The following is a 26639-nucleotide window of genomic DNA, read 5'->3' on the forward strand; positions in this document are numbered from 1 at the left end:
AGGAAAATTTTAACGGAACAATTATCTAACTGTAATAACCTCAAAAATAATCGTAAATTTGTCAATCGAATTAGAAATGGAATATGTTAGATAAATTAAACATTGTTAAACAACGTTTTGATGAGGTGTCGGATTTAATCATCCAACCGGATATTATTGCCGACCAAAAGCGTTATGTGCAATTGAACAAGGAATACAAAGAGCTTAAACAGCTAGTAGATAAACGTGAAGTTTATAAGGAAGTACTTGATAATATTGAAGAGGCAGAAGAGATAATTGAAGATGGCAGCGATGCAGAAATGGTAGAAATGGCCAAAATGCAGTTGGATGAAGCCAAGGAGAAACTGCCAAGTTTGGAAGAAGAAATAAAATTTATGCTTATTCCAAAAGATCCCGAAGATGCCAAAAACGTGATGATGGAAATCCGTGCAGGAACGGGTGGGGACGAGGCAAGTATTTTTGCTGGAGACCTACACCGTATGTACACCAAATATTGCGAAGGCAGGGGTTGGAAGGTGAATGTGGTAGATTATAACGAAGGAACTTCCGGTGGCTACAAAGAAATTATTTTTGAAGTAAATGGTGTGGACGTTTATGGAACCATGAAGTTTGAATCTGGAGTTCACCGGGTACAACGAGTACCACAAACGGAAACCCAAGGACGTGTCCATACTTCTGCCGCCACTGTAATGGTATTGCCAGAAGCAGAAGAATTTGATGTTGAGTTGGATATGGGTGATGTAAAAATTATCCGTACTACATCTACCGGACCTGGAGGGCAGTCGGTGAACACTACCTATTCGGCTATTCAACTGCAACACTTGCCAACCGGAATAGAAGTGCGTTGCCAAGATGAAAAATCACAGCATAAAAACTTAGAAAAAGCCATTAAAGTGTTGCGTTCCCGTTTGTATGAGCGTGAATTGGCTAAAAAGCAGGAAGAAGATTCGGCACGAAGAAAAAGTATGGTTTCCAGTGGGGATAGGAGTGCGAAGATTAGAACCTACAACTATCCACAGGGTCGTGTTACCGATCATAGAATAGGACTAACGCTTTATGATTTGTCTAACATTGTAAACGGTGACATCGACAAAATCATCGAAGAACTTAAAATGACCGAAAATACCGAAAAGCTTAAAGAAGCTAGTGAAACGATGTAGTTTTTGGGTTATAGGTTTTTTGAATAAAGATTTTTAAAGTCAAATAGGCTTTTATACATTACCGAAGTGTCATACTGAGCTTGTCGAAGTATTTTAGATTTAATATGCCCTTCGACAGGCTCAGGGTGACATTTTGAATTTAAAATACTTTCTTTTTATTTAAGAGCAAACATAAAAATGACCACAAACGAACTTGTACAACAAATAAGGAATAAAAAATCATTTCTTTGCATAGGATTGGATACCGATTTGGAAAAAATCCCATCACATTTGCTGAAGGAAGAAGACCCTATTTTTGCGTTTAATAAAGCCATTATCGATGCCACGCATCATTTGACGGTGGCCTATAAACCGAATATTGCTTTTTACGAAGCGTATGGTTTAAAGGGTTGGGAATCACTTAAGAAAACAATTGATTATCTTAATGAAAAGCATCCAGAAATCTTTACGATTGCTGATGCCAAACGTGGAGATATAGGCAACACTTCTACAAGGTATGCCGAAGCATTTTTCAATGATATGAATTTCGATTCGGTTACTATTGCGCCCTACATGGGGAAAGATTCCGTAGAGCCATTTCTGGAGTTTACAAACAAGCATACAATTTTATTGGCCCTAACTTCCAATCCTGGGGCTTTCGATTTCCAAACTTTGGAAGTGGACGGTGTGCCGGTTTATCAAAAAGTGTTGGAAACTTCTAAATCCTATAAAAATTCTGAGAATTTAATGTATGTTGTAGGAGCCACCAAAGCCGAATATTTAAAGGAGATTAGAAATATTGTTCCTGAAAGCTTTTTATTGGTGCCTGGTGTTGGTGCGCAAGGTGGCAGCTTGGAAGATGTTTGTAAATATGGAATGACAAAGGATATAGGACTCCTAATTAATTCTTCACGCGGAATTATCTATGCTTCTTCGGAAAAGGACTTTGATGAAAAAGCAGCTGAAAAAGCAAAAGAAATGCAACAGCAAATGGCTGAATTTCTCTAAATAGAAGCGTATTGATTGACCAAATCGGGCGACATATCCATTTAAAATCGACTCCAAAAAGAATCATTTCTTTGGTGCCTTCCCAGACCGAGTTACTTTGTGATTTGGGACTCGAAAAAAGTTTAGTGGGCGTTACCAAATTTTGTGTACATCCTGAACACATAAAGAAAAAGATAGCTATTGTTGGCGGGACGAAAGATGTTAAATATGAGCTCATAAAGTCTCTAAACCCAGATATTATTCTTTGCAACAAAGAGGAAAACACCAAAGAAATTGTGGAAACCTCACAGGAAATTGCGCCTGTGCACGTATCTGATATTTTTTCTGTGGAAGATGCTATCACGCTTATTCATCAATATGGAAAACTTTTTTCAGTGGACACTTCTGCGGAAAAAATAGCTTTAAGTATTCAGCAGGAAAGGGAACGTTTTCAGGAGTCAATAAGAAGTAATTCCGTAAAAAAAGTAGCCTATTTTATTTGGCGTAAACCGTGGATGGTCGCCGGTGGAAATACATTTATCAATCATTTGCTGGAGCTAAACCGGTTTGAAAATGTGTTTTCCAATAGGCAAAGATACCCGGAGGTTAAGCTTTCAGAACTAAAGAAAATCACTGATTTAGATTATATTTTTCTTTCTTCGGAACCGTTTCCGTTTAAGGAAAAACATATATCAGAAATTAAAAAAGAACTTCCAGAGGTAAAAATTGTGTTGGTCGACGGTGAATATTTCTCCTGGTACGGTTCACGATTACAAGCTGCTTTTTCTTATTTTGAAGGATTGCATGGAATTTTATAGAGAGTTTCATTAATAAAAAAAACCGGCTTCCTCAAACCGGTTTTTCTAAACTAACTAACTGCTAACTCAAACGTATTCAAGTATGAAACTCTTGCTGTTCAATTAATTAAAAAACAATAAGCGTTACATTCTTATTTTGAATATTAACAAACTAAACTCATTACAAAGATGCTACATAAACAAAAAAAGTGTGTTAAGCAGGAATTACCAAACTATTAAGTTGATGAGAATTTTTCTTTTGTTGGGATGTTGGGCAGTTTTAAGATGACAAACAATGGTCGTCCAGAATGCATAACAAGCATGTCTAACTGAGGGGCTTTTAGAAATGATCGAGCTAATATATGGGAAAGCGATATTTGTTAATCAATGTCCCTTTTTAGTTTATTGGGGTTCTGTCTTGTGTCGAATATGGTGATGATTTCGATTTCTTGTTCTTCTAATTTAATTCTGTAGTAAAATGTAGTCTGCTTAGTTACTACACATTTATAAAGATTTTCGATTTCAGATGATTTAGGGCAACTTTCGGGTTGATTAGTTATTTGCTGAATCTTTTCAGTCAGTTTTGAAATGAAGTCATTCCTTGTTTTCAAACCCCAGTTTTCCAATAGATATTCCGAAAGATTTAGAAGTTTTTTTTCGGCAAGTTCAGATAGAAATACTTTCACTTTCTATGAAATCTTCTTTAAAAAAGATTCATAAGAAACTCTTTTGTTGTTATCAAGTTCATTGATTCCCTTTTTAATTTCCTCTTGTTCAGACAAACTCAGCTCATTCCAAAAATCACTTTCCTCCTTTTTTATAAATTCGGCTAGACGTTGGATGAATTCCCTGTTTTCATTCTCCAAAATGATTTTCAGTAATTCCAGTTTTGTAGCTTGAATGTCCATTTTACAATCTTTTGCACAAATTTACGAAAAATTACGTTTGTTTTTTAGAAAGGCCTTTGACGGACCTTTTCTCTAGATTCTACAAGTCCACCTGTACTTCCTGCAAGGTTCTTACAATTTTGAACCTTGAACCAAAGGCCAAATAAGACTACATTCTAAATAGAAGCCCGTGTTTTAACTGAAAATAATTGTTTTATTATTAAAAACCATGGTTTTACGGTCTATGTGAAGTTTTATGCCCCTTGCCAGAACTATTTTTTCCAAGTCCCGGCCTTTCATTACCAAATCTTCAATGGAGTGCGCATGGGTAACGCGAGCAACATCTTGTTCAATTATGGGTCCGGCATCCAGTTCTTCGGTTACATAATGACTGGTAGCACCAATAATTTTCACGCCTCTTTTGTAAGCGGAATGATACGGTTTTGCACCCACAAATGCTGGCAAAAACGAGTGATGGATATTTATAATTTTGTTTTGGTACTTCTGAATCAGTTTTTCGGAAACAATTTGCATGTACCTAGCCAGTACAATAAAATCGACCCCAAATTTCTTCAAAAGTGCTAACTGTTCTTTTTCAGCTATCTCTTTACTGTCTTTCGTAACGGGGATATGATAAAAAGGAATGTTGAAGCTATCAGCGATATGTTTTAAATCGGGGTGATTGCTAATTATAAAAGGAATTTCAACACGAAGTTCACCAGCGTTATACCTTCCTAGGATATCATACAAACAATGGTCGTATTTAGAAACGAAAAGCGCCATTTTAGGCTTGTAATCATCCGTGTACAGTTGCCATTCCATTTCATATTTTTCAGCAATAATGCGTTCAAACTCATTCTTAAATAGCTCAAGCTGAAAGTTTTTTGGATCAAATTCACTTTCACTACGCATAAAAAACGTTTCATTTTGCCGATCCACATGCTGATCGATATAAACAATGTTACCTCCATTTTTATGGATGAAGTTGGTAACGGCAGCAATAATGCCCGAAGTATCTTTGCAGTGAATTAAAATGGTGATTTTCCCCATAATCTGGTTTGTTTTTGGTTGCTTTCGTGCTAAGCTTTTCTTTCCCTTCAAAAATAATAGGTTTTAAAAAAGCAGCCATTTATTTTAAAAGAATTGCGGTTAATTTAAATTCAAGTTGAAATTCAACTGTTTATTAACTTATTCCAAAAACAATCGCCTTTATTTTGCAAATTCTGTAAATTGCAGACGTCATAAAAAGATACATTTCACCAATGAAACAAATAGAATCATATATACCTAAGAACAAAATTCGCATTGTAACCGCCGCTTCCCTTTTCGATGGGCACGACGCTACTATAAACATCATGCGCCGCATTATTCAATCCACTGGTGTGGAGGTAATCCACCTTGGGCATGATCGAAGTGTGGAAGAAGTGGTAGATACTGCCATTCAGGAAGATGCCAATGCCATAGCGCTTACTTCCTATCAGGGCGGACATAACGAGTATTTTAAGTACATGCACGACCTTTTGGTAGAACGCGGTGCTTCCAACATCAAGATTTTTGGTGGCGGAGGCGGTGTAATCCTTCCGGAAGAGATTAAAGAACTTATGGAATATGGTGTTTCCAAGATTTATTCTCCCGATGATGGCAGGGAAATGGGACTTCAGGGGATGATTAATCATTTGGTGGAAAATTCAGATTATGCAGGCCTGCCACTAACCCTTCCGAAGGGAAAAGAATTACAGGAGGCTTTACAGGAAAAAAATGTGAACGTTATTGCAAGGCTAATTTCTTTAGCTGAAAATAACCATGATGAGTTTCTGAAAGAGTTCGATAAAGTTAAAAATTCATCCACATCGAAAAGTTCGGAAGGGGCTACACCAGTGCTGGGAATCACGGGTACTGGAGGTTCTGGAAAAAGTAGCTTGGTTGATGAGTTGGTACGCCGTTTCCTCAACGATTTTGAAGATAAAACCATAGGAATTATTTCTGTTGATCCTTCCAAAAGGAAAACGGGTGGTGCTTTGTTGGGTGACAGAATTCGAATGAACGCGATTAACAATCCGCGGGTGTACATGCGAAGCTTGGCGACAAGACAATCTAACTTGGCGTTATCCAAACACGTGGCAGAAGCGGTTGAAGTTTTAAAAGCCGCTAAATACGATTTAATTATTTTAGAAACCTCGGGAATTGGGCAAAGCGATACCGAGATTTTAGACCATTCGGATGTTTCACTCTATGTAATGACACCAGAATTTGGTGCAGCTACCCAATTGGAAAAAATCGATATGCTGGATTTTGCTGACATGGTAGCGATAAACAAATTTGACAAACGCGGTGCGTTGGATGCGCTTCGCGATGTGAAAAAACAATACCAGCGCAATCATGGTTTGTGGGAAGCAAATGTAGATGATTTGCCTGTCTTTGGAACCATTGCGGCCCAGTTTAACGACCCTGGAATGAATACGCTTTACAAAGAAGTGATGAAAGTAATTGGGGAAAAAACCAATGCTCCGCTTGAATCAAGTTTCGAGATTTCTTCGGAAATGAGCGAAAAAGTCTATGTAATTCCGCCTAACCGAACCAGATATCTCTCAGAAATTGCTGAAAACAATAGAAATTACGATCAAAAGGTAGAAACGCAGGTAGAAGTAGCCCAAAAACTTTACGGAATTTATCAAACACTTTGCAGTGTTACGGATGCTACGCTAAGTCTTTCCAAACATGGAATAGATCAGGAGGATTTATCATCTACTTCAGAAAATAAAGATTTTGTGAAGCTTTTGTTAGCTGAATTTGATCGAGTGAAACTCAATTTAGACCCACACCACTGGGAAACAATCCTAAATTGGGAAGAAAAAGTAGAAAAGTACAAAGCGCCCATTTATTCATTTAAAGTCCGAAACAAAGAAATAAAAATAGAAACTCATACAGAATCGCTTTCGCATTCGCAAATTCCGAAAGTGGCGCTGCCAAAATACAAAGCTTGGGGCGATATCCTCCGTTGGGTTTTACAGGAAAATGTGCCGGGCGAATTTCCATTTACATCGGGCTTGTATCCGTTTAAAAGAACTGGCGAAGACCCAACTAGAATGTTTGCTGGCGAAGGTGGTCCTGAGCGTACCAACAGGCGTTTTCATTACGTTAGTTTGGGAATGCCCGCTAAGCGGTTATCCACTGCTTTTGATTCGGTGACCCTTTACGGAAATGATCCCGACCATCGTCCCGATATCTACGGAAAGATTGGGAATGCAGGGGTTTCCATTTGTTGTTTGGATGATGCGAAAAAATTATATTCCGGTTTCAATCTTGCCGATGCAATGACCTCGGTAAGTATGACCATCAATGGGCCGGCGCCCATGTTGTTAGGCTTTTTTATGAATGCCGCTATCGATCAGCAATGTGAGATTTATATTAAGGAAAACGGACTCGAAGAGGAGGTAAATGCTAAAATCGATGCTATTTATCATAAAAAAAATAGCGAAAGACCAAAATACAATAGTTTTTCTCGAGCGGAAGGCGCGGAAGAAGAAGGTCTTCCAGAAGGTAATGACGGACTCGGACTAATGCTGCTCGGGGTTACCGGAGATATGGTTTTACCGAAAGAAGTATATGAAGAGATAAAGAATAAAACCATTGCTCAAGTGCGTGGAACGGTGCAAGCAGATATTTTAAAAGAAGACCAAGCCCAGAATACTTGTATTTTCTCTACGGAGTTTGCCTTGCGCCTAATGGGAGATGTTCAGGAGTATTTTATTGAGAATGGTGTGCGTAATTTCTATTCAGTTTCTATTTCTGGGTATCATATCGCCGAAGCAGGTGCCAATCCAATTACACAATTGGCGTTTACCCTTGCTAACGGGTTCACCTACGTGGAGTATTATTTAAGTCGGGGAATGGATATCAATAAATTTGGGCCGAACCTTTCCTTCTTCTTTTCCAACGGCGTCGATCCAGAATATGCAGTAATCGGTAGGGTGGCACGTAAAATTTGGGCAAAAGCCATGAAAGAAAAATACGGTGCCGATGCTCGCTCGCAAATGTTGAAATACCACATACAAACCTCAGGAAGGTCGTTGCATGCCCAGGAAATTGACTTCAACGACATTAGAACAACCCTTCAGGCACTGTACGCCATTTACGATAATTGTAACTCGCTCCACACCAATGCTTACGACGAGGCGATTACAACACCTACGGAAGATTCTGTACGTCGCGCCATGGCCATTCAGCTTATTATCAATAAAGAATTAGGCTTGGCCAAGAATGAAAATCCTATTCAAGGAAGTTTTATTATTGAAGAATTAACCGACCTGGTAGAAGAGGCTGTTTTAACCGAATTTGATAGAATAACGGAGCGTGGTGGTGTGCTTGGCGCTATGGAAACTATGTATCAACGTTCTAAAATTCAGGAAGAAAGCTTGCATTACGAAACCTTAAAACATACAGGGGAGTACCCAATTATCGGTGTAAATACATTCTTGAGCAGTAAAGGTTCTCCAACGGTTATTCCTTCGGAAGTAATTCGAGCTACGGAAACTGAAAAACAACTGCAAATAGCAACGTTGGAAAAACTCCACAAGGTGTATAAAGAAGAAGCTGCAGAAGCAATTGAAGAGGTACAAGAGGCTGCTATTCAGAATAAAAACGTATTTGAAGCTTTAATGGAAGCCACGAAAGTGTGCTCCCTCGGGCAAATTACCAAAGCGTTGTTTGAAGTAGGAGGTCAGTATAGGAGGAATATGTAAGTGAAAGTTAAAAGTTAAGAGTTAAAAGTTAAAAGGGAATAGGTATAAGTTAAAAAGGTAATAAGTTAAGGGTGTATATTGATAAATGATCCTTTAAATCCTTAACTCCTTATCTCATTAACTCATTCAACCTTTAACTTTTTCAATCTTTAACTCATTCAATCTTTTAATCTTTAAATCCTTCCATCTTTAACCCTTTCAATCTTGCAATTTTTCAAGTATCTTCGCTCACTAAACGTATTACATTGGAGAAGAAGCGTATTTTAATCACTGGGGCTGCTGGATTTTTAGGATCACACTTATGTGACCGATTTATAAATGAAGGTATGTATGTTATCGCGATGGATAACCTGATTACTGGCGATTTAAAGAACATCGAACATTTGCGAAGTAATGAGAACTTTGAATTTATTCATCACGATGTTACAAAATACGTGGATGTCTCTGGCCCATTGGATTATATCTTGCATTTCGCTTCACCCGCGAGTCCGATAGATTACTTAAAAATCCCCATACAAACTTTAAAAGTGGGTGCTTTGGGAACACACAATCTCTTGGGGTTGGCAAAAGACAAAAAAGCACGCATTTTAGTGGCTTCTACTTCGGAAGTTTATGGAGATCCTTTGGTGCATCCGCAAACGGAAGAATACTACGGAAATGTAAGTCCGGTGGGGCCAAGAGGAGTTTATGATGAAGCCAAACGTTTTATGGAATCTATTACTATGGCGTATCATAGGTTTCATGATTTGGATACTCGTATTGCCCGTATTTTTAATACGTACGGACCAAGAATGCGTTTAAACGATGGTCGTGTAATTCCAGCTTTTATTGGTCAGGCGCTACGGGGAGAGGACTTAACGGTTTTCGGTGATGGAAGCCAAACGCGCTCTTTCTGCTATGTGGACGATCAAGTAGAAGGTATTTACCGATTGTTAATGAGCGATTACAACGAGCCTGTTAATATTGGAAACCCAACGGAAATCTCAATTAAAGATTTTGCGGAAGAAATTGTAAAATTAACGGGTACTGACCAAAAAATAGTGTACAAACCCCTGCCGCAAGACGATCCGCTGCAACGTCGTCCCGATATTACCAAGGCTAAAGAAATTCTAGGATGGGAACCCAAAGTTTCCCGAAGCGAAGGGATGATGCGCACTTATTCCTATTTTAAAAATCTTCCGGAAGACGAGCTTTACAAAAAAGAACACCGCGACTTTAGCGACCGCAATAAGAGGTGAGTCTAAGTTAAAAGTTAAAGGTTGAGAAGTTAAAAGTACTGTGCACGTGGCTATGAGAAAAGAGTTGCCAATCTCTAGCCAAATCCTTCATCATTTTTAATTGTATATTCTTGTTTTGGTGGACATGACTTGTAAGTCGTGGTTCTACTTATCTTCATAATTGATGGGATGTCTCCTTTCGATCGACATGACTTTGTGGTCGTGTTTCTTCACGGGATCATTAATGTTCTGATGTCTTCCTTTTTACTGTACCTGCCTTTAATACTAATTCGCATCACTTGAGTAATAAATGACATTGCTCTAATACTATTTTACATCGGCTGAATAATACTTGACGTTAGCAGAATAATACTTGACAGTACTCTAATAATAAAGGACATCACTAGTATAATACTTGACAGCGTTCCAATAACAAACGACATCAACAGTATAATACTTGATATCACCTAAATAATAAATGACGGCATTAATATAATACTTGACATCGTTCTAATAATACTTTACGACATCTTTATAATAAATAACATCGCTCCAATAATATTTGACATCGCTCTAATAATACTTGACATTACCTAAATAACAAGAGACGGCTTCAGAATAAAGATTTACAGTATTAGTTTATTATTTCAGTAGAAAATAAGGAAGTACCTAGAGAAGTGTTTTTGGTAAGACTTACAAAGTTTTTAGGGTGAATATTTAAGGAGCATAGTCTATAACGTTATGGTTAATAATTAACAGTGCAATTCGTAGAAAAAATCCGTTATTTTAACAAATAATTAGTAAAAATCTATATATTTACGGCCCCTAAATAAATTAAACTTGTTAAGAATACTACTCTTATTATGCTTGTTTTCGAGTATTTGCTACGGACAAAGCATTAATTTAGATCAATTGGGTAAAGCCAAATTGGTGCGCTATAATGGCGGTATTTCTGCTAATGGGGTGTATTATTCTGGGACGTCCAATAGGCAACCATTTACTTACTTTCTTAACGGAAACCTTAATTTTAACATCGCTGGGGTGTATAACATACCGCTTTCGTTTACTTATTCCAATCAAGATTTCGATTTTCCCAATCCGTTTAATTTTAACAGGCTCAGTTTGCATCCTTCCTATAAATGGATAACCGCACATATTGGCGATGTTGCCATGACATTTTCGCCCTACACGGTTAGTGGCCATCAATTTACCGGGGGTGGTGTGGAACTTTCCCCGCCGGATAAGAATTTTCAAATAAGTGCTTTGTACGGAAGATTTTTAAGAGCAACGGAATACGATTCTATTGCAGAACAAGGAGTTGTTGCGTATAAAAGAATGGGCTATGGTGCTAAAGCTTCCTACGATTTTGAAAAATTTAAAGTCGGACTTATATACTTCCATGCAAAAGATGATAAAAACTCATTATCGGTTCCTTTTCCTGCCGACCTTGAATTGAGTCCGAAAGAAAATACCGTGGTAAGTGTGGAAACCAATGTGCAATTGTTTGATCGGGGGAATTTTCGGGTGGAATATGCGATTTCTGGCGTTACGGAAGATACCCGATTAACCGATGAGCGTGGGGAAAAGGGATTGCTTTCTTTTCTGCTGAATGAAAACATAAGTACCGAATATTATTCCGCCCTCAACGCCAGTTTCGATTATCCCGCTGGAAATGGTTCCGTAGGGGTGGCTTACGAACGTATCGAGCCAGATTACAAAACTTTAGGCGCCTATTATTTTAATAACGATTTGGAAAACATTACCATAAATGCCAGCCAAACTGTGTTTAACGATAAATTGAATGTGGCGGTAAATACCGGTTTTCAAAGGGATAATTTAGATAAACAGAAGAGCTCGGAGCTTCAGCGTATTGTAGGGTCTGTAAATTTAAACTATACACATTCCGAAAAACTGGCTTTAAACGGTTCGTATTCCAATTTTCAATCGTACACCAATATTCGAGACCAGTTCGATTACATCAATCAGGTTTCAGAATTTGAAAACCTCGATACCTTAAATTACCGTCAGGTGTCGCAAAATGCCAATTTAGGTGCCAACTACACTTTATTGGCTTCCGAAGAAAAAAATAAATCCATCAACTTAAATATGGTGTATCAAAATTCAGTAAACCAACAGCAAGGGGAAACTGTAGAAGGTGGGGAAAATGCTTTTTATAACGCGGCGGCGGGCTACACTATTGGTTATGTGCCTGTGGGGATGAATGTTTCTTTTGCGGGAAATGCTTCTTACAACACAGTGGGCGTCGATAAATCCCTTACCTGGGGCCCAACCGTAGCTGTAGGAAAACTTTTTTTTGATAAGAAACTGCGCACCAATCTTTCCAGTTCCTACAACGCCACTTATAGTAATGGAGAGCGGCAGGGGAGTGTTTACAACATTCGGCTGGGCGGCAGTTATGTGTATATGGAAAAACATAATTTTAGTCTGAATTTCCTTTCGCTTTTCAGGAATAATCCTACCCAAAGCGCCAATGATTTTACCGCTACGCTGACATACTCTTACGCCTTTGATAATTTTAAACTGAACCTAAACCGCCGCGAGCGCGACCCTATTTACAACGAACCGAGTGTGCGATTTAGGCACCGCGAAGTAACGTACAGCGGAACCTTGACGGAAGTTACCGATCAGTTGAATAATGTACGGAATAGCGGTCAGTTTGAAAATATTCCGGTATCGGAACAGAAGGAACTCAACCTATTATTTGAAACGGTGCGCGATCAAGAAAAAGCAGAACCTTACAAAGAACATGCAATTGCTTTTTTGGATGAACTGTACAGCTTTAATGATTTCCTAAAAATGTATGATGCATTAATTTTCCAAACCATTAACAAACTGAAACGCGATATGAGAAGAATCGATTATCAATTGGAAAAAGGTTTTGTAGGATTAAAAGTTGACTTGGACGCCCATGCTTTGCACGGAAAAGATTTAAATAATTTAACTACGGAAGAACAAACCCTGCTTGCCGATTATCAATTGCAACAAAAGGAACTATTGGCACGGCAGCAGAAAATGGTAGGGCACCGTTGGATGGAAGGGGAAATTTATGCCTATAACTCCATAAACGATGTTCTCAACCCTGATGAGCTTCTAGCAGAGTTTAAAGACGATAAAGCGAATAAAGCCTATAAAATATTTATGGAAACAGGTGATATTGAGAAAATTAAGGTATATTTGGAACTTCAGATGATTGATTTTTACTATAAAAAATCGCTCGAAGAAGTTGACCCCAATGATTTTGAGCTGAAGTACATAGAAAAAACTGAAAACTAAGACACCTAAACGAACAAGGGTGGTAATGCCCCCCGACCTGCTTATGATTAAAAGACTACTCACCTTACTGTTTTTTATATCCCTCACTTTTGCGGGCGCACAGACATTTCCGGTAACGGTGGCGCCACAGGTGCGGCAACCGGCGCCCATCTATTTTTCCGACTATGCCGATGCCGCCGCGCTTAACGGTCCGCTAAGGGTTCAATTGATTCTGAACGATTTAAACATTGCCAACAGGGAAGTACGGCTAAAAACCTACTTTGAGGGGAACGGCATCAATTTCCAGAGTAACAATGTGGTGGGCGGCGCGGCGCCCCTGTTTTTGGAGGGCGGGGTTCCTTTGGTGCTCACCAGCGCAGAGTTGGCGCCTTACTTTCAGTATTCCAATATTACAGGTATTAGTCCGACCGCCTATGGACAGCCCATTCCCGAAGGTTCCTATCAATTCTGTTATGAGGTGTACGATGTGGCCAGTGGCAACCGTATTTCGCAAAAGAGCTGTGCCACCACCTATATTTTCCAGAACGAACCGCCGTTTTTGGTGTTTCCGCACAACAAAAGCGCCATACAGGAACAGAATCCGCAGAACATTGTATTCCAATGGACGCCCAGACAGATAAACGTTACCAATGCCGAGTACGAACTGAGCATCGTTGAGGTGTGGGACAATACCATCGATCCGCAAGCGGCTTTCTTAAGCTCGCCGCCCGTATTTACGGTAACCACCAATAAAACCAGTTACCTCTACGGCCCCACCGACCCTATGCTACTGGCCAACAAACGGTACGCCTGGCGTGTACAGGCGAAAGCTAAACAGGGCGATGAGGAAATAGGGCTTTTTAAGAACCAAGGCTATAGCGAGATTTTCTCTTTTGTACATACCACACCCTGTAAAACGCCAATCAACGTGACCCATGAAGTGAAGGGCATGCGCGAGGCGAATATCTATTGGGAGGACTTTTCTACCGACATCACTGAATTTACCGTGCGCTACCGTGAAAAAGGCAGTGATGGGGCTTGGTTTATGTCCCGTTCCACTGCCAATTGGGTAACACTTTGGGATTTGCGGCCTGGAACGGTGTACGAATACCAAGTGGCCAAGCAGTGCGCACTGGTAACCAGCGATTATTCCCCCGTAAAGACCTTGACCACCTTTATAGCCAATGACGAGAGCGGACTCTACAATTGTGGGATCCCGCCGCAGATAGATCTGGACAACCAACAGCCGCTGGACGAACTTAAAAAAGGGGATGTTTTTAAGGCGGGCGATTTTCCCGTGAAGGTACAGGAAGTAAGCGGCAGCAACGGAAGGTTCACCGGTAAGGGCTACGTGACCATCCCTTACCTGAACAGTATAAAGGTAGCGGTGGAGTTTACCAATGTATTTGTAAACTCCAGCAACCAACTCGCCGAAGGGATGGTGATCACGAAGTATGATCCTGAATGGAGTAATATAGCTGATGTAGATGGCTTTATAGACTCAGTCGAAAATGTTGGTGATATTTTTAGTGGGGGAGATGAAATACTGGAAGCTGTAGATTTTGAAATAACTGATGTTAAAATTGAAAATGGTGAAATTGTTTTAACTGGTGTTGATGAAAATGGAAACCCCATTACTAAGTCAATAGATCATGATGATGGAGATGATTATACTATTACTGATTCCAAAGGAAATCAATGGTCGGTTAACGAAAATGGAAATATTTCCCAATCTGGGGAAGCTGATGACTCTCCTCAACTTACTGTAGATAATGCGGATGGTATAGCCTCTGGAAATCACGCAGGGACACTTCAAGATCCGAAGGTTACTAAAATAACCTCAAAAGATATAGAAGTTTCTTTTAGGATTGGAGAAAAAACGAAATATGCTTTGGATAAGGCTGGAAATCAATTTGAAATAAACAATTATCCGAAGTTTGAGCTAGAGAATGGAGGGGTGTATTACCCAGACCACAAAGCTGTGGTTGATGATCAAGATGACGTTTTTTATGCTGATGTTGTAATTGTTAACCCAGCAATTTCAATTGATAGTATAAATATAAAAACTAGCAATAACACAGCTATCAAGCATAAAGTTTTAGAGGATGGAAAAACCGTTGAAATATGGGTTTCGGGAAATAATCCCTATCGTACAGAAGAGGCGGTAGTAACTTATCTAGATCCAGAAGATAATAAATATAAGATCGCTGCAACTTTTTATATCCATCATATTAAAAGATATGAGCCAATAGATGTTAAAATAGTTCCTATAAACGGTGGTGCTACCATTGCAGATATGCAAGCGAGGTTGAACGGTATTTATGAGCAAGTTGGAGTAAGCTTTAATGTGTCTGTTGAACCGAATTTTGAAATTTCCCAAAGTGAGTGGGATGATAATAATAATGGCCAAATAGACTATAATTCCGCTAACTTCTTATCTGATTATCCCACCGAATTAAAGAATTTTATCCAAATATATAAGCGTAGAAACCCTGGTTATGATCCTAAGTCTTACTATTTATTTTTAATGGATGAAAGCTTGAAGGTAACCAAACCTCTTGCTGGTTTTATGCCAAAGACAAGACAATGGGGATATTTATTTGAAGCTTATTATAACATTGAAGATGAAGACGAGTTAGAAAGCAAAGGAAATGCTGCTAAAGTAGCTGCACATGAGCTCGGGCATGGCGTATTTACTTTAGAGCACCCCTTTAGAGAAGATATAGATAACGCAGGATTGGCAGAAGGTTGGTTAATGGACTATGGTTCGGGAACCGAATTAGCATTCACAGATTGGCAAATGTTAAGCGACCCCAGTTTAAAATTGTATTTATTTCAAGATGAGGAGGAGGGGCAAAGCGTGGTGCTTTCTGGGATACCGATCGAGTACAGAAATCCCAAATTAGATAGTTTTACATTCATGACTTTAAATGGAAGCTATATAACATTACCGTTTTCAGTAAGGGATCTTGAATTTACAACTGGGTTAGATAATTTAGACGGATTTGTAGATTATCCTGCTGGAGCGTTAATTGGTTTTACTATAGATGGTGTTAAATATACCGCTAAAGTAGAAAGAAATATAGTCTTGGAAGGAGTTGTTTTAACACCTCAGAAAGATGAAGAGGTAGAAGACTCCAATAAAAAAGAATTATCCGAAGAGGATTTCTTTAATAACTATCTAGGCTTTTATGATGATGCAGATAATAAATACAACGCAGAGTCACGAAAACTTTATGATGGAAATTTATTGGTTTATGTTCCAGGTGCTAGTAATAAATATTTAGCCCAGTTCTCTACAGATTCAAAAGAATTCAATGAGAATTCAACTTTCAATTTACTTCTGGATTATAATAGTTATGTCTTATCGGATGAATATAAAATTAAGCAAAAAGAGTTTCCTTATAGAGATGCTACACCTTTTAGGGAGCAGCATGACTTGGATCCAAATTTGGTTTATTCGGTATTAAATGGAAAAGATTGGACAGAAGCTCACCCCTTATTGATAAAATTTGCTGAGTTAAATAATGCAAATCCGTTAATATTTGAAAATTATTTTAAAAGTAACTATCAAAGCTTAAATTATTCTCATTTGTTAGGACAATTAGGTTTAGATGATTTAAAGAAAGAATATCTTAATTTAATTAATTATATAATTGAGGGTAGAAAGTCCCTAGAAGAACTCTACAGATTCTATTGTGATAATGAATATAGTGTTTCTTCTGAACTAGCTGGAAGAAGGCATTCTCATGATATAAGCGGTAAACTTTTAAAAGATGTAACTTCAAACTTATCTTCTGAACAAATAAGTTCTCTTTCGTTTGAATATAGATCAAAGGGATTAAATAAACTAATTAAAACAGAGTCTTTAAAAAATAGCTATCAGGATAATGACCTTAATACTGATAGATATGAAAACCAAGTATTGCGATTAATTAAGTTTACTCCAGATAGCCAAATAAATGATTTGATCCACTATTTGGAGAATGGAAAAGAAACATTTAATGGCGAGTATGCCTGGTACAATTTATATGAAGAAATTAATGACGCAGGCATAAAGTCATGGACTAGGGATAATAGAAACGATTTAATAAAGACACTAACAACCTTTTATTTAAAGTCTGATAGATTTAAAGAAGAGCTAAGTCAGTTGACTAGCGCTATAGAGAATATCAATGTAGATTATATAGACGCAAGGACAGTAATTAGTGACTATAGAGATATATTCCAGAGAACTTGGACACAAATTAAAGTTTCTCGTTATATAATAGATCCTTCAGATTTTTATGTCAAATATGATACGGATTACAATAAGAGTACCGGAGAGATTGAAGTTGAAAAAAATCTGACTTTAGGATATATTCCAAAGACGGAAAAACAATATTTCTTAAAACCTTTCGATTTACTTTTGTTTAAAAGTAATGCAAGCTTAAAATTACTATCAGATTACAACACCAATGGTGAGAAAGACCTTCTCTATGTTCCTGCCATTGTATTATATTATGATGATACCGTACGGGATAATGATACTTACGGTGATATTGCTCAAACTACTTTTGATGCAGTTTCTTTAGCCATTCCAGGTGCACAGTTATCCCAGTTAAGCAAATTAGGAAGAATAATTCACATTGCTGATAAGGTAAGTACTGTAACAAGTATTGCATCCAATGCAACAGAAAGTTATGATAAGGAAGCTAACGAGATACTTGGATTGACAAGCGAAGTATTGGGAATCGCCAGTATAGCAGGCGAGGGAGCTTTAGATGTAAGGAAATTCCTTAAAAAAAATGCGCTCGATAAAACAGTTAAAAAATCACTAGAAGATTATAATGAACTAGTCACCAAGATTAATTCCGTTGATGGTGAGGTTGTGGCTTCTCTTTCGAGTGGAGATAAGGCCCGAATAAAGAAAACATTAGAAATTGAAGGAGGCGCACTTAAAATAGAGGGACAGTCTATTGATGCAGAAGCTGTGGTTAGTGCTTTAAATAAATTAGATGGAATTTCTGATGAACGTATTTTAATAAGAGGAGTCAGTAAAGATGAATTAGTCGAGAATATAAGAGGTCTCACAAAGAGTAATGGTAATGCTATCACTGAGATAGAGCTTGAAACTATTATAGGCTTATGGGAAGATGGCGAGTGGGATGAACTTTACGAATTTTTTATAGCTAATAGAATTAATGAATACAATGGAATTACATGGCCTCCTATGGATGGTTTCAGCGGTGGAATTCAAAATTTAAGTAAAACTGATCTACAAAATATGTCTTTTGATAGATTTCAAAAAGAATCCAGTCTAGGAGGTAGTTATGCTAGTCCCATCAAGGAAAACGAAGGAATTGAAGATCTCGTTTATACTTATGATTCGAGAATGTTAGCAACAGATTTATCCGATGGGACTTATTATTTTAAATTTAAATTTTCCACAACAGTAGATGGAGATGTTTTAAAAGGAGATGTAGCTCCTTGGTTTAAAAAGAATGCCAATTTAGCAGGAGAACAGATAAAAACAACTAAACCATTGCACTTAATGAGTAAAAGTAATTTTGTCGAAGGAAGTATTGAAGCAAGAGTTTTAGTTAACGGAAAATGGAGAAAATGCGTTGTTAGAGATAAAGAAGTAATTACACAGATACAAGATAGACTTAATCTACTGGATGAAAAATTGGCAGATGAAATCGCCGATTATATAAATAGTTCTAAAATGAATTTAAAACTTTTTGAAGATGCTGCAAATTCAAATAAAATCGATGATTTAATTGAAGCATATAGATTACTAAAAAAGAATAACATAGAAATACCCGATTGTCCATGAAACTAGATATGCCGCATATATACATAGGGGAAAAGAGCCCTACAAAATTAATAGCCACAGAATATATAGAAGCTAACTATGGCAATACCATGTGGCGGTACCAATTTTATGTTGACGACAAATTAGTAGATAATAAGCACATGAATTATAAATATGGAGGATTATACCCCAATTTAGATTTATATCAATTTGAAGCTAAAGATGGAAGACACGTATTTATACCGAATGGCAAAACGTTAATATACAATACAGAAGAAAAGACTTATTTTGAAGTAGCGCCAGCGGTAGACACGGTAAATAACAATTTTGTGAAGAATTTCTTTAATAACAATAAGTTAGTCATTGTATATCAAAGGGGAATTCAAATTATAGCTCTAAATAGCTACATTGCAAAAAACGTACTATTTCCTCAAAACAGTTATCAATTACGGGATGCTTTTTATGATGATAGAGATTTGTATGTGACTTTTAAGGATTTAAAAAACTATAAAGAAAAAACGCAAAAACTAACAATTTTAATCGATGAGTATTAGAATGAGAAAAATATACAGCTGCATAATACTACTATTTTCTATATTCCATCTTCAAGGGCAATGCCTATTGGTTGCTTTAGCAGATGATTTAGGAAGTTCTTCAGCGGAATTTAAAGAAATAGTAAGTTCTAGTGATGGGATAGCTACATGGGAAATATTACGCAACGCTGGCAGTAAATACGTAAAAACCAACCCCAAATACCTAAAAACGTTTAACAAGTTATCGCCAGATGTACAAGCTCTGGTCGCCAAGTTTACAGACGATGGTACACGCTCTACTCTCACTAAGTTTTTAGACGATTGTGATGATGATTTTATAACAATGCTAAACCAACAAGAAAATTTAGTGTACGTAAAAGGGATGTTGGCTCATAAAGACCAAGCATTTTCCGTTGCTGAAATGGAACAAATAGGGGAGCTAATAGATAATACGGAAGCCAATGAAAAGCTTTCAAAATGGATAATAAGAAGTAAAAAAATAGATGAATTTAAGACTTATACTAGCTTGGGGAGAAGTTTAGACCAAAAAATAAAACTAGCAATAACAGATAAAAACTCAAGTCTCTTTAAAAAACTGCAAGATGAATTGGGAGTTGATCTGTCCAATTACGTAGTGCTTACCGAAGTGCCTTTGGTTACCAAAAACGGTTTTATGAAAGCCGATATAGTGCTAATAAGGCGAAGTAATGACGGATTTGAAGACATAGAAGATGTAATCATAGTTGAAAACAAGCTCAGTCAAAACACTACGTTCACCCCACGCCAAAAAGAAGGTTTTGGCGCTATTTTAAACGGACAGACACAGATGAAGGTTAAGTATGATGATAAGACAAAAACGTTAAAATCTGGACAGATTCTAACAGTATCGGAAAATAAAATCTATAAAATAGCAGATCATGGTGCAGATGACATTAGTAATATAACTATAGAAAAAATAAAAACGGTAAAGTAAAATGCTAAGTAAAAAGATACGCAAGCAAATTTTATACGGTAAACTAAATGAGCTTTTAAAACCTAAAGGATATAAATTGATAGACACAGGTTTAGATCCAAGGTATATTTTAAAGTTAGAACACAAAATAGAGTTTATTTTTTTCAACTTTAAAGATGCGGGCTCAGTTTCTGCTTCAGAGTTGTTAGTCTCAATTAACGAAGTAGAGAGTATTATTTTAGAAATTGAATTGCCAAATTTTGATTTAACTTCTTATAAAGGGGGGAAAAAGTATTTTTTTTCAACAATAAAAGACATTGTTTTCAATAATGAGTTTGATAAAAAATTCTATCTAAAAGCTCCAGAAACGGAAGTCGAAATGGAGGCAATGGCCACTTGGTTGGTTAATTACCTCCAAACTCGTGGTTTTGCCTTTGCAGAGCATTACAGCTATTTGCCCAACATCTTGGCAAAAATGGATGCATTATTAGATGAAGGGAGATTTTGGAATGGAATTTTAGCAGGTACTGTTGATAATGCATTTCGTGGACTTATTATTTCTAAATTATGCAATGACAGTAATTTAGAAGGAAAAATAAAACTATGTGATAAAAAATTAAAAGCAAGAGAAAGTTTATCTATATGGCTTCCGTATTACGAAAAATTAAAAGACCGTTTGAAAAGCATCGAACCGAAGTATGATGCTTCAACGGGAAGGGTGTTTGAGTTTGATAAAATATAGATATGGTTCATGTGTCACTAAATAAAGAAGAAGTCGCCAAATTGAAGCATAGAGTTCATGATTTGGAAAAATTAATGATAAGCGTTTTTTTGGCCTTTATTGCCGTTGGTACGATAGGGGCATTCGTACCGTCGAGCATTTTTTCAAGAGGAGGGAGACGTTATTTTGAAGGTGCTTCCCAAACCTTGCCCGAAAAGATTGGTACGACAGCATACATTTTTCTTTTAGTTTGTTTGATAGCGTTGGTAATAGGCTATCTCCTAAAAGAGTATAAATATTTTGACCTTAAAAAAGATGTTTCCGAAGGGAAGAAGACCACTTTTAAAACTACAGTAACACGCGTAACATTGCTCGAGGATGATATGGGAGAACAAATTTTTAGAGTTTGTTTACTGCCAAACAGGTACGACATTGAAAAAATGGAAATAGCCGTGAATAATGTAAATGGAATATTAAAGTCCAAGGATAAGGTAGAAGTAGAGATAACAACAAATGCTTATTATCCATTGAATGTAAAAAACATTTAAAACACACCGCTACCGCAGGAATCCTTTAGTGTGGTGTTAAAGATTAAAAAAAATAAAATACAACCTCTTTTAAAAGTACCCCTTCGGGGATTGAGAGGGCTAAAACATAAACTATGAACCAAAACTACCTAACCTTACTACTACTTTTCCTGGTTGTCTCGGTGCATGCGCGCGTGAATCCTATTGATATTAATGGGAAAGATAGCTTACTTGTAGAAAGTGATACTATTGTTTTAAAACCTGAAAATGTTTCTTCAATTGATTATTCAGCGAGTTTAAATTACGAGCTTAATAGTATTTCACAAAAAAAACTAGAGGCCTTAAAGGCGCGCAAGTATTCACAATCTTCAAGTCCACAAGTCAAAGCCAAGAAAGCTTTGGAAGGATTAAAACAATATCGATCTTTTCCATCTTTAGACCAAAAAGTAATGGAGTCTCCACTAGCGTGGTACGATGGTTTAGCGGAGTTCACCAAGGAGTATTTAGAGAAAGTTTTAAAAAGAGATCGAAAAACGGACTCCGTTATAGTGGCTGCTGAAAAACTTTTTGACGAATTGTCTAAACATGGGAAGTTTATAGATATCATTCGTGGAGATGAGTTGCTGGAATTCCCTATTGGAATGAAAAAGGATTTTGGTAATTCATCTATAACTGTGGGGGTTATAAATGCAAAAATACATCCACAATATGCAGAAGTAGATCTCTTTGCGAAATTAGATTTAGGTGTATTTGGAGAAACACTTTTTTTTGGGGCAGAAGGCGTTAAAATGTCGCATCAAGGAGGAATGTACGATCAGGCGAAACTAAAACTTTTGGATGATTTTCCGGTAGGACAAAATGGAGGCCAATGGTTATTTACATTTAAAGGAGATTTCAATCAATCCAAAGGAACCGGTGAAGACCAAACTTATATTGTAATTGATTGTGAAGGAAAAATCCTTGAGGTAAACCTTGAAGCTGATGTTAGAATAGCAAAAACGGTAGCAGTGCCCCTCAATGACGATGGATCCTTAAAATATCCTGGAAAAAAAGATCCACAATCTTCTGAATCACCTGTTGGGAACGATAGCTACGTAGGAGCGAGTTTTAGCATAAAAACAAACTCCTTTGAAGATTTATTAATAGACGTAAGTCTCCCAAGATTTGGTTTGGTAGCATTACCCAATTGGGGGTTTTATGCAGATAAAATGGTGTTAGACTTAAGCGATTTGAGTAATTCGGAAAATGTGAAGTTTCCAGAAATTTACAATGAACAACAGTTATTAGTACCAGGACAAGAAAATTTGTGGAGAGGGTTTTATGCCAACGAGATAAACATTACGCTACCGCCACAATTTAGAAAGAAAAATTCTGAAAAGAGAATCACTTTTGGAGCGCGTGGCCTGCTTATAGATAACTTTGGGGTTTCAGGTAATTTCTTTGCCCATAACCTTTTACATATTAATGAAGGTAATGCATCTAAATGGCAGTTTTCTGTAGATTCTATTCACGTAGATTTACAAGTTAACCGATTTATTGAAGCGGGATTCAACGGGAAAATTGTGTTGCCAATTAGTAAAGCCGACTCAGCTTCGGGAGGATTATTGAAATATAAGGGTTTAATCTCAGCAGATGATCATTATCATGTGCAGGTAGATGTAGAAGAGGATGTTGATTTTAATATATTTAAAGGGAAAGCAAAACTCTTTCCAGAGTCTTATATTAAGCTGGAAGTGGATCAAGGAAAATTTTATCCCGAAGCCAATCTAACTGGGATAATGGCCTTCAATCAAGGTCAAAAAAAGACTTTGGATGGGATATCTTCTACAAACGAGGAGACGGACACCGAAGATATAGAATCTCTGAAGTTCGATGGACTATCATTTCAAAACTTCAAAATACAAACTAAAACGCGTCCAAATTTGCAAATTGAGTATATGGGATTCAAAGACACCATAGCTTTACCTAGTTTTTATGGTTTTCAATTAGGATTTTACGACATAAAGGTTAAAACTGAAGAGAATGATAAGGCCGAATTAGGTTTTAACAGTTTTGTAAATCTTGATGAATCAGGTATAAAGGGCGATGTACGGCTTCGGATAATTGGAAAGTTGGAAGAAGGCGATTATTTAAGATGGCGATATGATAAAACCTTGGTAGATTCTGTTGAAATAGACGTAAAACGAAAAAATTTCGAATTTAATGGCAAACTGCATTTTTTTAAGGACAGCGAAATCTACGGAAAAGGCCTTGCAGGAAAGCTCAGATTACGTTCCACTAGTTTAAAACTGGAAATGGAAGCCAGTGGTATTTTTGGTAATACTGGAGATTATCGGTATTGGTATGTTGATGCCTATGGTAGACCCATTTCTTCAAACAACGATAACTTTACCATTTATGATATCGGAGGAGGGGTATACCATCATATGAGAAAAGCCGGATTAGATGAGAGGGGAGGATCTATGTCTGGAATTTATTACCGACCAGATAAGGATACCGATTTTGGATTTAAGGCCTTAGCGGCCTTTGAGGTAAAAAAGTCTGCAACGTTTACTGGGCTTATTGCTATTGAAATGAGTTTTAATAGTGCTGCTGTTGGTGGAGGGGTTAGCCGAATTGGGTTCTATGGAGCTGCTGCATTAATGACCAGTAAAAGTGCGAATAGCACTACAGATAGTCCATTTGGTTCGGTGGATGAAATGCAGAAAAAAGTGGCAAGTAAGGAAGAGAGTTTAGGTGATTTTCATAAAATGTCTATCGACAAGGAAGGGATTAAGTACTTCGCAACAGAGGTTTTTCCAGACGTTTTGACTGGAAAAGAGCTGTTTGCAGCTCAAGTTGCTATTGACTTTGACTTTAGAAATGAGACTTACTGGGGGATGTTTGATGTTTTCCTAAACACGCCTGCCATCAAGGGAGCAGGAGAAAAAAACAGACTTGGTTACTTAGAATTTTATAACGCTCCAGATGATTGGTATATCTATGTTGGAACTCCAACCAAAAGATTTGGAGTACAGGATATTCCAATTGGAATTTTTAAGGCTAAAATAAATTTATACTACATGACAGGTACTATTTTACCTGATCCCGCACTGCCTCCAGCTAATGTTATTGATATTCTGGATTTAACCGGAGATGAGCTTCTTTTCGGAAGGAATTTCAGCAACGATTTAGCGCAGGGTAGAGGATATGCTTTTGGCGCCGAATTTGCAGTTGGAATTGGTTTTGACTGGGGAATAGTCTATGCTAATGTTCAGGCAGGTGTTGGATTTGACTTGATGATTCAGGATTATGGAGATGCTCACTGTAAAGGAAGTTCCGAACAGATAGGTATGGATGGCTGGTATGCTACAGGTCAGCTATATGCTTACTTGCAAGGCGAGATTGGAGCTCAAATAAAATTATTTGGATTTAAAAAACGAGTTCCAATTTTAAAAGCTGGAATGGCGGTATTGGCCCAAGGACAGTTGCCAAATCCTTGGTTTATAAAAGGATATGCCGGTGTTAAAGTAAGAGTATTAGGAGTGGTTTCAATTTCAGCAAGGCTCAAGGTAGTAATTGGTGAGGAATGTGAGATAATAGGAAAAACGGGGTTACAAGATGTTGTTGTTATTTCTGATATTTCTCCGGAAGACGGAAGAAAAGATGTAGATGTTTTTGATGCAATCCAGGTAGCATTTAATGTACCTATTGGCGAGACCGTGCAAATTGAAGAAGATGAAGGTACTAAAACGTACAGGGTTAGTTTAAAAGAGATAGTAATAAAAGATAACGGAAATTCAATTGAAGGGGAGGAAATCTGGAATAATACCAAGGATATTCTAACTTTTGAATCTATTGATGTTTTACCTCCCCAAGTAGAACTTACAGCTACAGTTAAAGTTAGTTTTGAAGAACGAATAGGAAATCAATGGAAACCTGTCCTCGAAAATGGACAACCTATAGTTGAGGAAAAATCGGTGACTTTTACTACAGGTAAAGCACCTACAAAGATTCCACATAAAAACATTCTTTACATGTATCCAATTGTAGATCAAAAATATATGCTACCCAAGGAAAGTGATAAAGGGTATGTTCAATTGGAAAAAGGACAAGACTATCTTTTTGGAAATGGGTTTAAGGATGAGTTGTTTTACATCACGGAAAATGGAGAGTTCGAAAAAGCGAACTTTGCTTACGACAATGTTTCCAACCTGTTAACTTTTGAAATTCCTAAACTGAGAAATAAAGAAAACTACAGTCTTCAAATTATTACGTCAAAACCAAAAGATGGGGAACAAGGTGTTTCAGCGGAGGAAACCTTTAATCAAATAAATGAAGACTTAGCCATATCCTCAAACAAATTAACCGGAAATTCTTCGAGCGAAGCAACATTAAAGAGACTAGCATTTAACTTTTCAACCAGTGAGTATGATACTTTTGAAAAAAAATTAAATGCTATGAAAGTAAAGAATTATTTCTCTTATGTTGATGGGGCTTCTAGCATTGGTGCTATGGGTCTTCAAGTTGAAACAATGGAGCCATTTGATGTTAATGAAGTTGCGGGAACTAGATTTACTGCAAATAGACCAATGATAAAAGCCAAGGCTAGATTGGATGATTACTATTATAAAGAAGAGATATATCCTTTGCTTTATAAAAATTATCCTTTGGATAATGAATTCAGAGTTAATAGAGAGGAAAGTATTTTAGGTTTACCTCCAGTAAAAGCTATAACTGCAACAAGCACCTATAAAAATCTTAGTCTGGATAACCCCGGTCATTCCTATCTCAAAGATAATTTTCCTTTTAGGTGGCGATTAGCACACGCCTATTACCAAGACTTTAGATATTTACAATATGAAATTTCTAATAAATACAGAAATAATTTAGATGACCAAACGTATCAAATGTTCAAATATATTTTGGATGGTGTTTTCCCTTATATAAATGTGGAGACATATAAGGTAGATTTTCAGTACATTCTACCTAAAAAAAATAGTGGTAACACTACGATGGTAAAATATAAAAATTACTTTTAATAAAGTCAGTTTTTGGGATAATTAATGTAAAGAATAATGAAGTTGA

General features: G+C 37.2%; 15 protein-coding genes. 12 read left to right on the plus strand and 3 right to left on the minus strand.

The features are described from left to right. The first annotated feature begins 83 nt into the window (after nucleotides 1–83). The 3 genes from prfA (at nucleotide 84) to NDQ75_RS15765 (ending at nucleotide 2944) form a co-directional block, all read left to right on the plus strand. Nucleotides 84–1160, plus strand: coding sequence for a peptide chain release factor 1 (gene prfA / locus NDQ75_RS15755; protein WP_202029759.1), 1077 nt, complete (start codon nucleotides 84–86; stop codon nucleotides 1158–1160). A gap of 177 nt (nucleotides 1161–1337) precedes the next feature. Beyond that, nucleotides 1338–2147, plus strand: coding sequence for an orotidine-5'-phosphate decarboxylase (pyrF, locus tag NDQ75_RS15760; RefSeq protein ID WP_202029760.1), 810 nt, complete (start codon nucleotides 1338–1340; stop codon nucleotides 2145–2147). 11 nt (nucleotides 2148–2158) lie between these two features. Next, nucleotides 2159–2944 carry an ABC transporter substrate-binding protein gene (locus tag NDQ75_RS15765; RefSeq protein ID WP_202029761.1) on the plus strand — a complete coding sequence of 262 codons (786 nt, stop codon included), beginning with the start codon at nucleotides 2159–2161 and terminating at the stop codon, nucleotides 2942–2944. A gap of 359 nt (nucleotides 2945–3303) precedes the next feature. Here the strand turns inward: NDQ75_RS15765 and NDQ75_RS15770 are convergent, their stop codons facing one another. The 3 genes from NDQ75_RS15770 to purU form a co-directional block, all read right to left on the minus strand. Then, nucleotides 3304–3609: a type II toxin-antitoxin system RelE/ParE family toxin gene (locus NDQ75_RS15770; protein ID WP_202029762.1), complete on the minus strand. Its 306-nt coding sequence runs from the start codon at nucleotides 3607–3609 to the stop codon at nucleotides 3304–3306. Nucleotides 3610–3612: 3 nt separating this feature from the next. Beyond that, nucleotides 3613–3831, minus strand: a complete 219-nt coding sequence (locus NDQ75_RS15775; RefSeq protein ID WP_202029763.1) for a hypothetical protein — start codon at nucleotides 3829–3831, stop codon at nucleotides 3613–3615. A 174-nt stretch (nucleotides 3832–4005) separates the two neighbouring features. Continuing rightward, entirely contained in the window at nucleotides 4006–4860 is an 855-nt protein-coding gene (gene purU / locus NDQ75_RS15780; RefSeq protein WP_202029764.1) for a formyltetrahydrofolate deformylase, read from the minus strand. Between the two features lie 212 nt (nucleotides 4861–5072). Between purU and NDQ75_RS15785 the strand changes: the two genes are divergently transcribed. From NDQ75_RS15785 to NDQ75_RS15825, 9 genes are all read left to right on the plus strand, one after another. Next, nucleotides 5073–8552, plus strand: a complete 3480-nt coding sequence (locus tag NDQ75_RS15785; protein WP_202029765.1) for a methylmalonyl-CoA mutase family protein — start codon at nucleotides 5073–5075, stop codon at nucleotides 8550–8552. Between the two features lie 245 nt (nucleotides 8553–8797). Next, nucleotides 8798–9790 (plus strand): UDP-glucuronic acid decarboxylase family protein, encoded by a 993-nt coding sequence (locus NDQ75_RS15790; protein WP_202029766.1) that lies wholly within the window; start codon nucleotides 8798–8800, stop codon nucleotides 9788–9790. A gap of 819 nt (nucleotides 9791–10609) precedes the next feature. Further along, the gene (locus NDQ75_RS15795) at nucleotides 10610–13063 is read left to right on the plus strand and encodes a TonB-dependent receptor (RefSeq protein WP_202029767.1); all 2454 of its coding nucleotides are present in this window, start codon (nucleotides 10610–10612) and stop codon (nucleotides 13061–13063) included. Between the two features lie 25 nt (nucleotides 13064–13088). Next, nucleotides 13089–18860, plus strand: a complete 5772-nt coding sequence (locus tag NDQ75_RS15800; protein WP_251762038.1) for a fibronectin type III domain-containing protein — start codon at nucleotides 13089–13091, stop codon at nucleotides 18858–18860. Beyond that, entirely contained in the window at nucleotides 18857–19393 is a 537-nt protein-coding gene (locus NDQ75_RS15805; protein WP_202029769.1) for a hypothetical protein, read from the plus strand. The genes NDQ75_RS15800 and NDQ75_RS15805 overlap by 4 nt, the downstream gene beginning before the upstream one ends. Nucleotide 19394: 1 nt before the next feature. Next, nucleotides 19395–20345, plus strand: coding sequence for a hypothetical protein (locus NDQ75_RS15810; protein WP_202029770.1), 951 nt, complete (start codon nucleotides 19395–19397; stop codon nucleotides 20343–20345). 1 nt (nucleotide 20346) lies between these two features. Next, nucleotides 20347–21066, plus strand: a complete 720-nt coding sequence (locus tag NDQ75_RS15815) for a hypothetical protein (protein ID WP_202029771.1) — start codon at nucleotides 20347–20349, stop codon at nucleotides 21064–21066. A 2-nt stretch (nucleotides 21067–21068) separates the two neighbouring features. After that, on the plus strand, nucleotides 21069–21593 hold the full coding sequence (locus NDQ75_RS15820; protein ID WP_202029772.1) for a hypothetical protein: 525 nt from the start codon (nucleotides 21069–21071) through the stop codon (nucleotides 21591–21593). A gap of 113 nt (nucleotides 21594–21706) precedes the next feature. Next, entirely contained in the window at nucleotides 21707–26593 is a 4887-nt protein-coding gene (locus NDQ75_RS15825; RefSeq protein ID WP_202029773.1) for a hypothetical protein, read from the plus strand. Nucleotides 26594–26639 lie beyond the last annotated feature (46 nt).

The organism is Galbibacter mesophilus, from assembly GCF_023721415.1.
GTDB classification, from domain to species: Bacteria; Bacteroidota; Bacteroidia; order Flavobacteriales; family Flavobacteriaceae; genus Galbibacter; species Galbibacter mesophilus.

Coding starts and splice junctions, on each gene's coding strand:
- pyrF (WP_202029760.1), top strand. CDS start 1,338: ATGACCACAAACGAACTTGTACAACAAATAAGGAATAAAAAATCATTT.
- NDQ75_RS15785 (WP_202029765.1), top strand. CDS start 5,073: ATGAAACAAATAGAATCATATATACCTAAGAACAAAATTCGCATTGTA.
- NDQ75_RS15815 (WP_202029771.1), top strand. CDS start 20,347: ATGCTAAGTAAAAAGATACGCAAGCAAATTTTATACGGTAAACTAAAT.
- NDQ75_RS15805 (WP_202029769.1), top strand. CDS start 18,857: ATGAAACTAGATATGCCGCATATATACATAGGGGAAAAGAGCCCTACA.
- NDQ75_RS15775 (WP_202029763.1), bottom strand. CDS start 3,831: ATGGACATTCAAGCTACAAAACTGGAATTACTGAAAATCATTTTGGAG.
- NDQ75_RS15800 (WP_251762038.1), top strand. CDS start 13,089: ATGCCCCCCGACCTGCTTATGATTAAAAGACTACTCACCTTACTGTTT.
- purU (WP_202029764.1), bottom strand. CDS start 4,860: ATGGGGAAAATCACCATTTTAATTCACTGCAAAGATACTTCGGGCATT.
- NDQ75_RS15825 (WP_202029773.1), top strand. CDS start 21,707: ATGAACCAAAACTACCTAACCTTACTACTACTTTTCCTGGTTGTCTCG.
- prfA (WP_202029759.1), top strand. CDS start 84: ATGTTAGATAAATTAAACATTGTTAAACAACGTTTTGATGAGGTGTCG.
- NDQ75_RS15810 (WP_202029770.1), top strand. CDS start 19,395: ATGAGAAAAATATACAGCTGCATAATACTACTATTTTCTATATTCCAT.
- NDQ75_RS15820 (WP_202029772.1), top strand. CDS start 21,069: ATGGTTCATGTGTCACTAAATAAAGAAGAAGTCGCCAAATTGAAGCAT.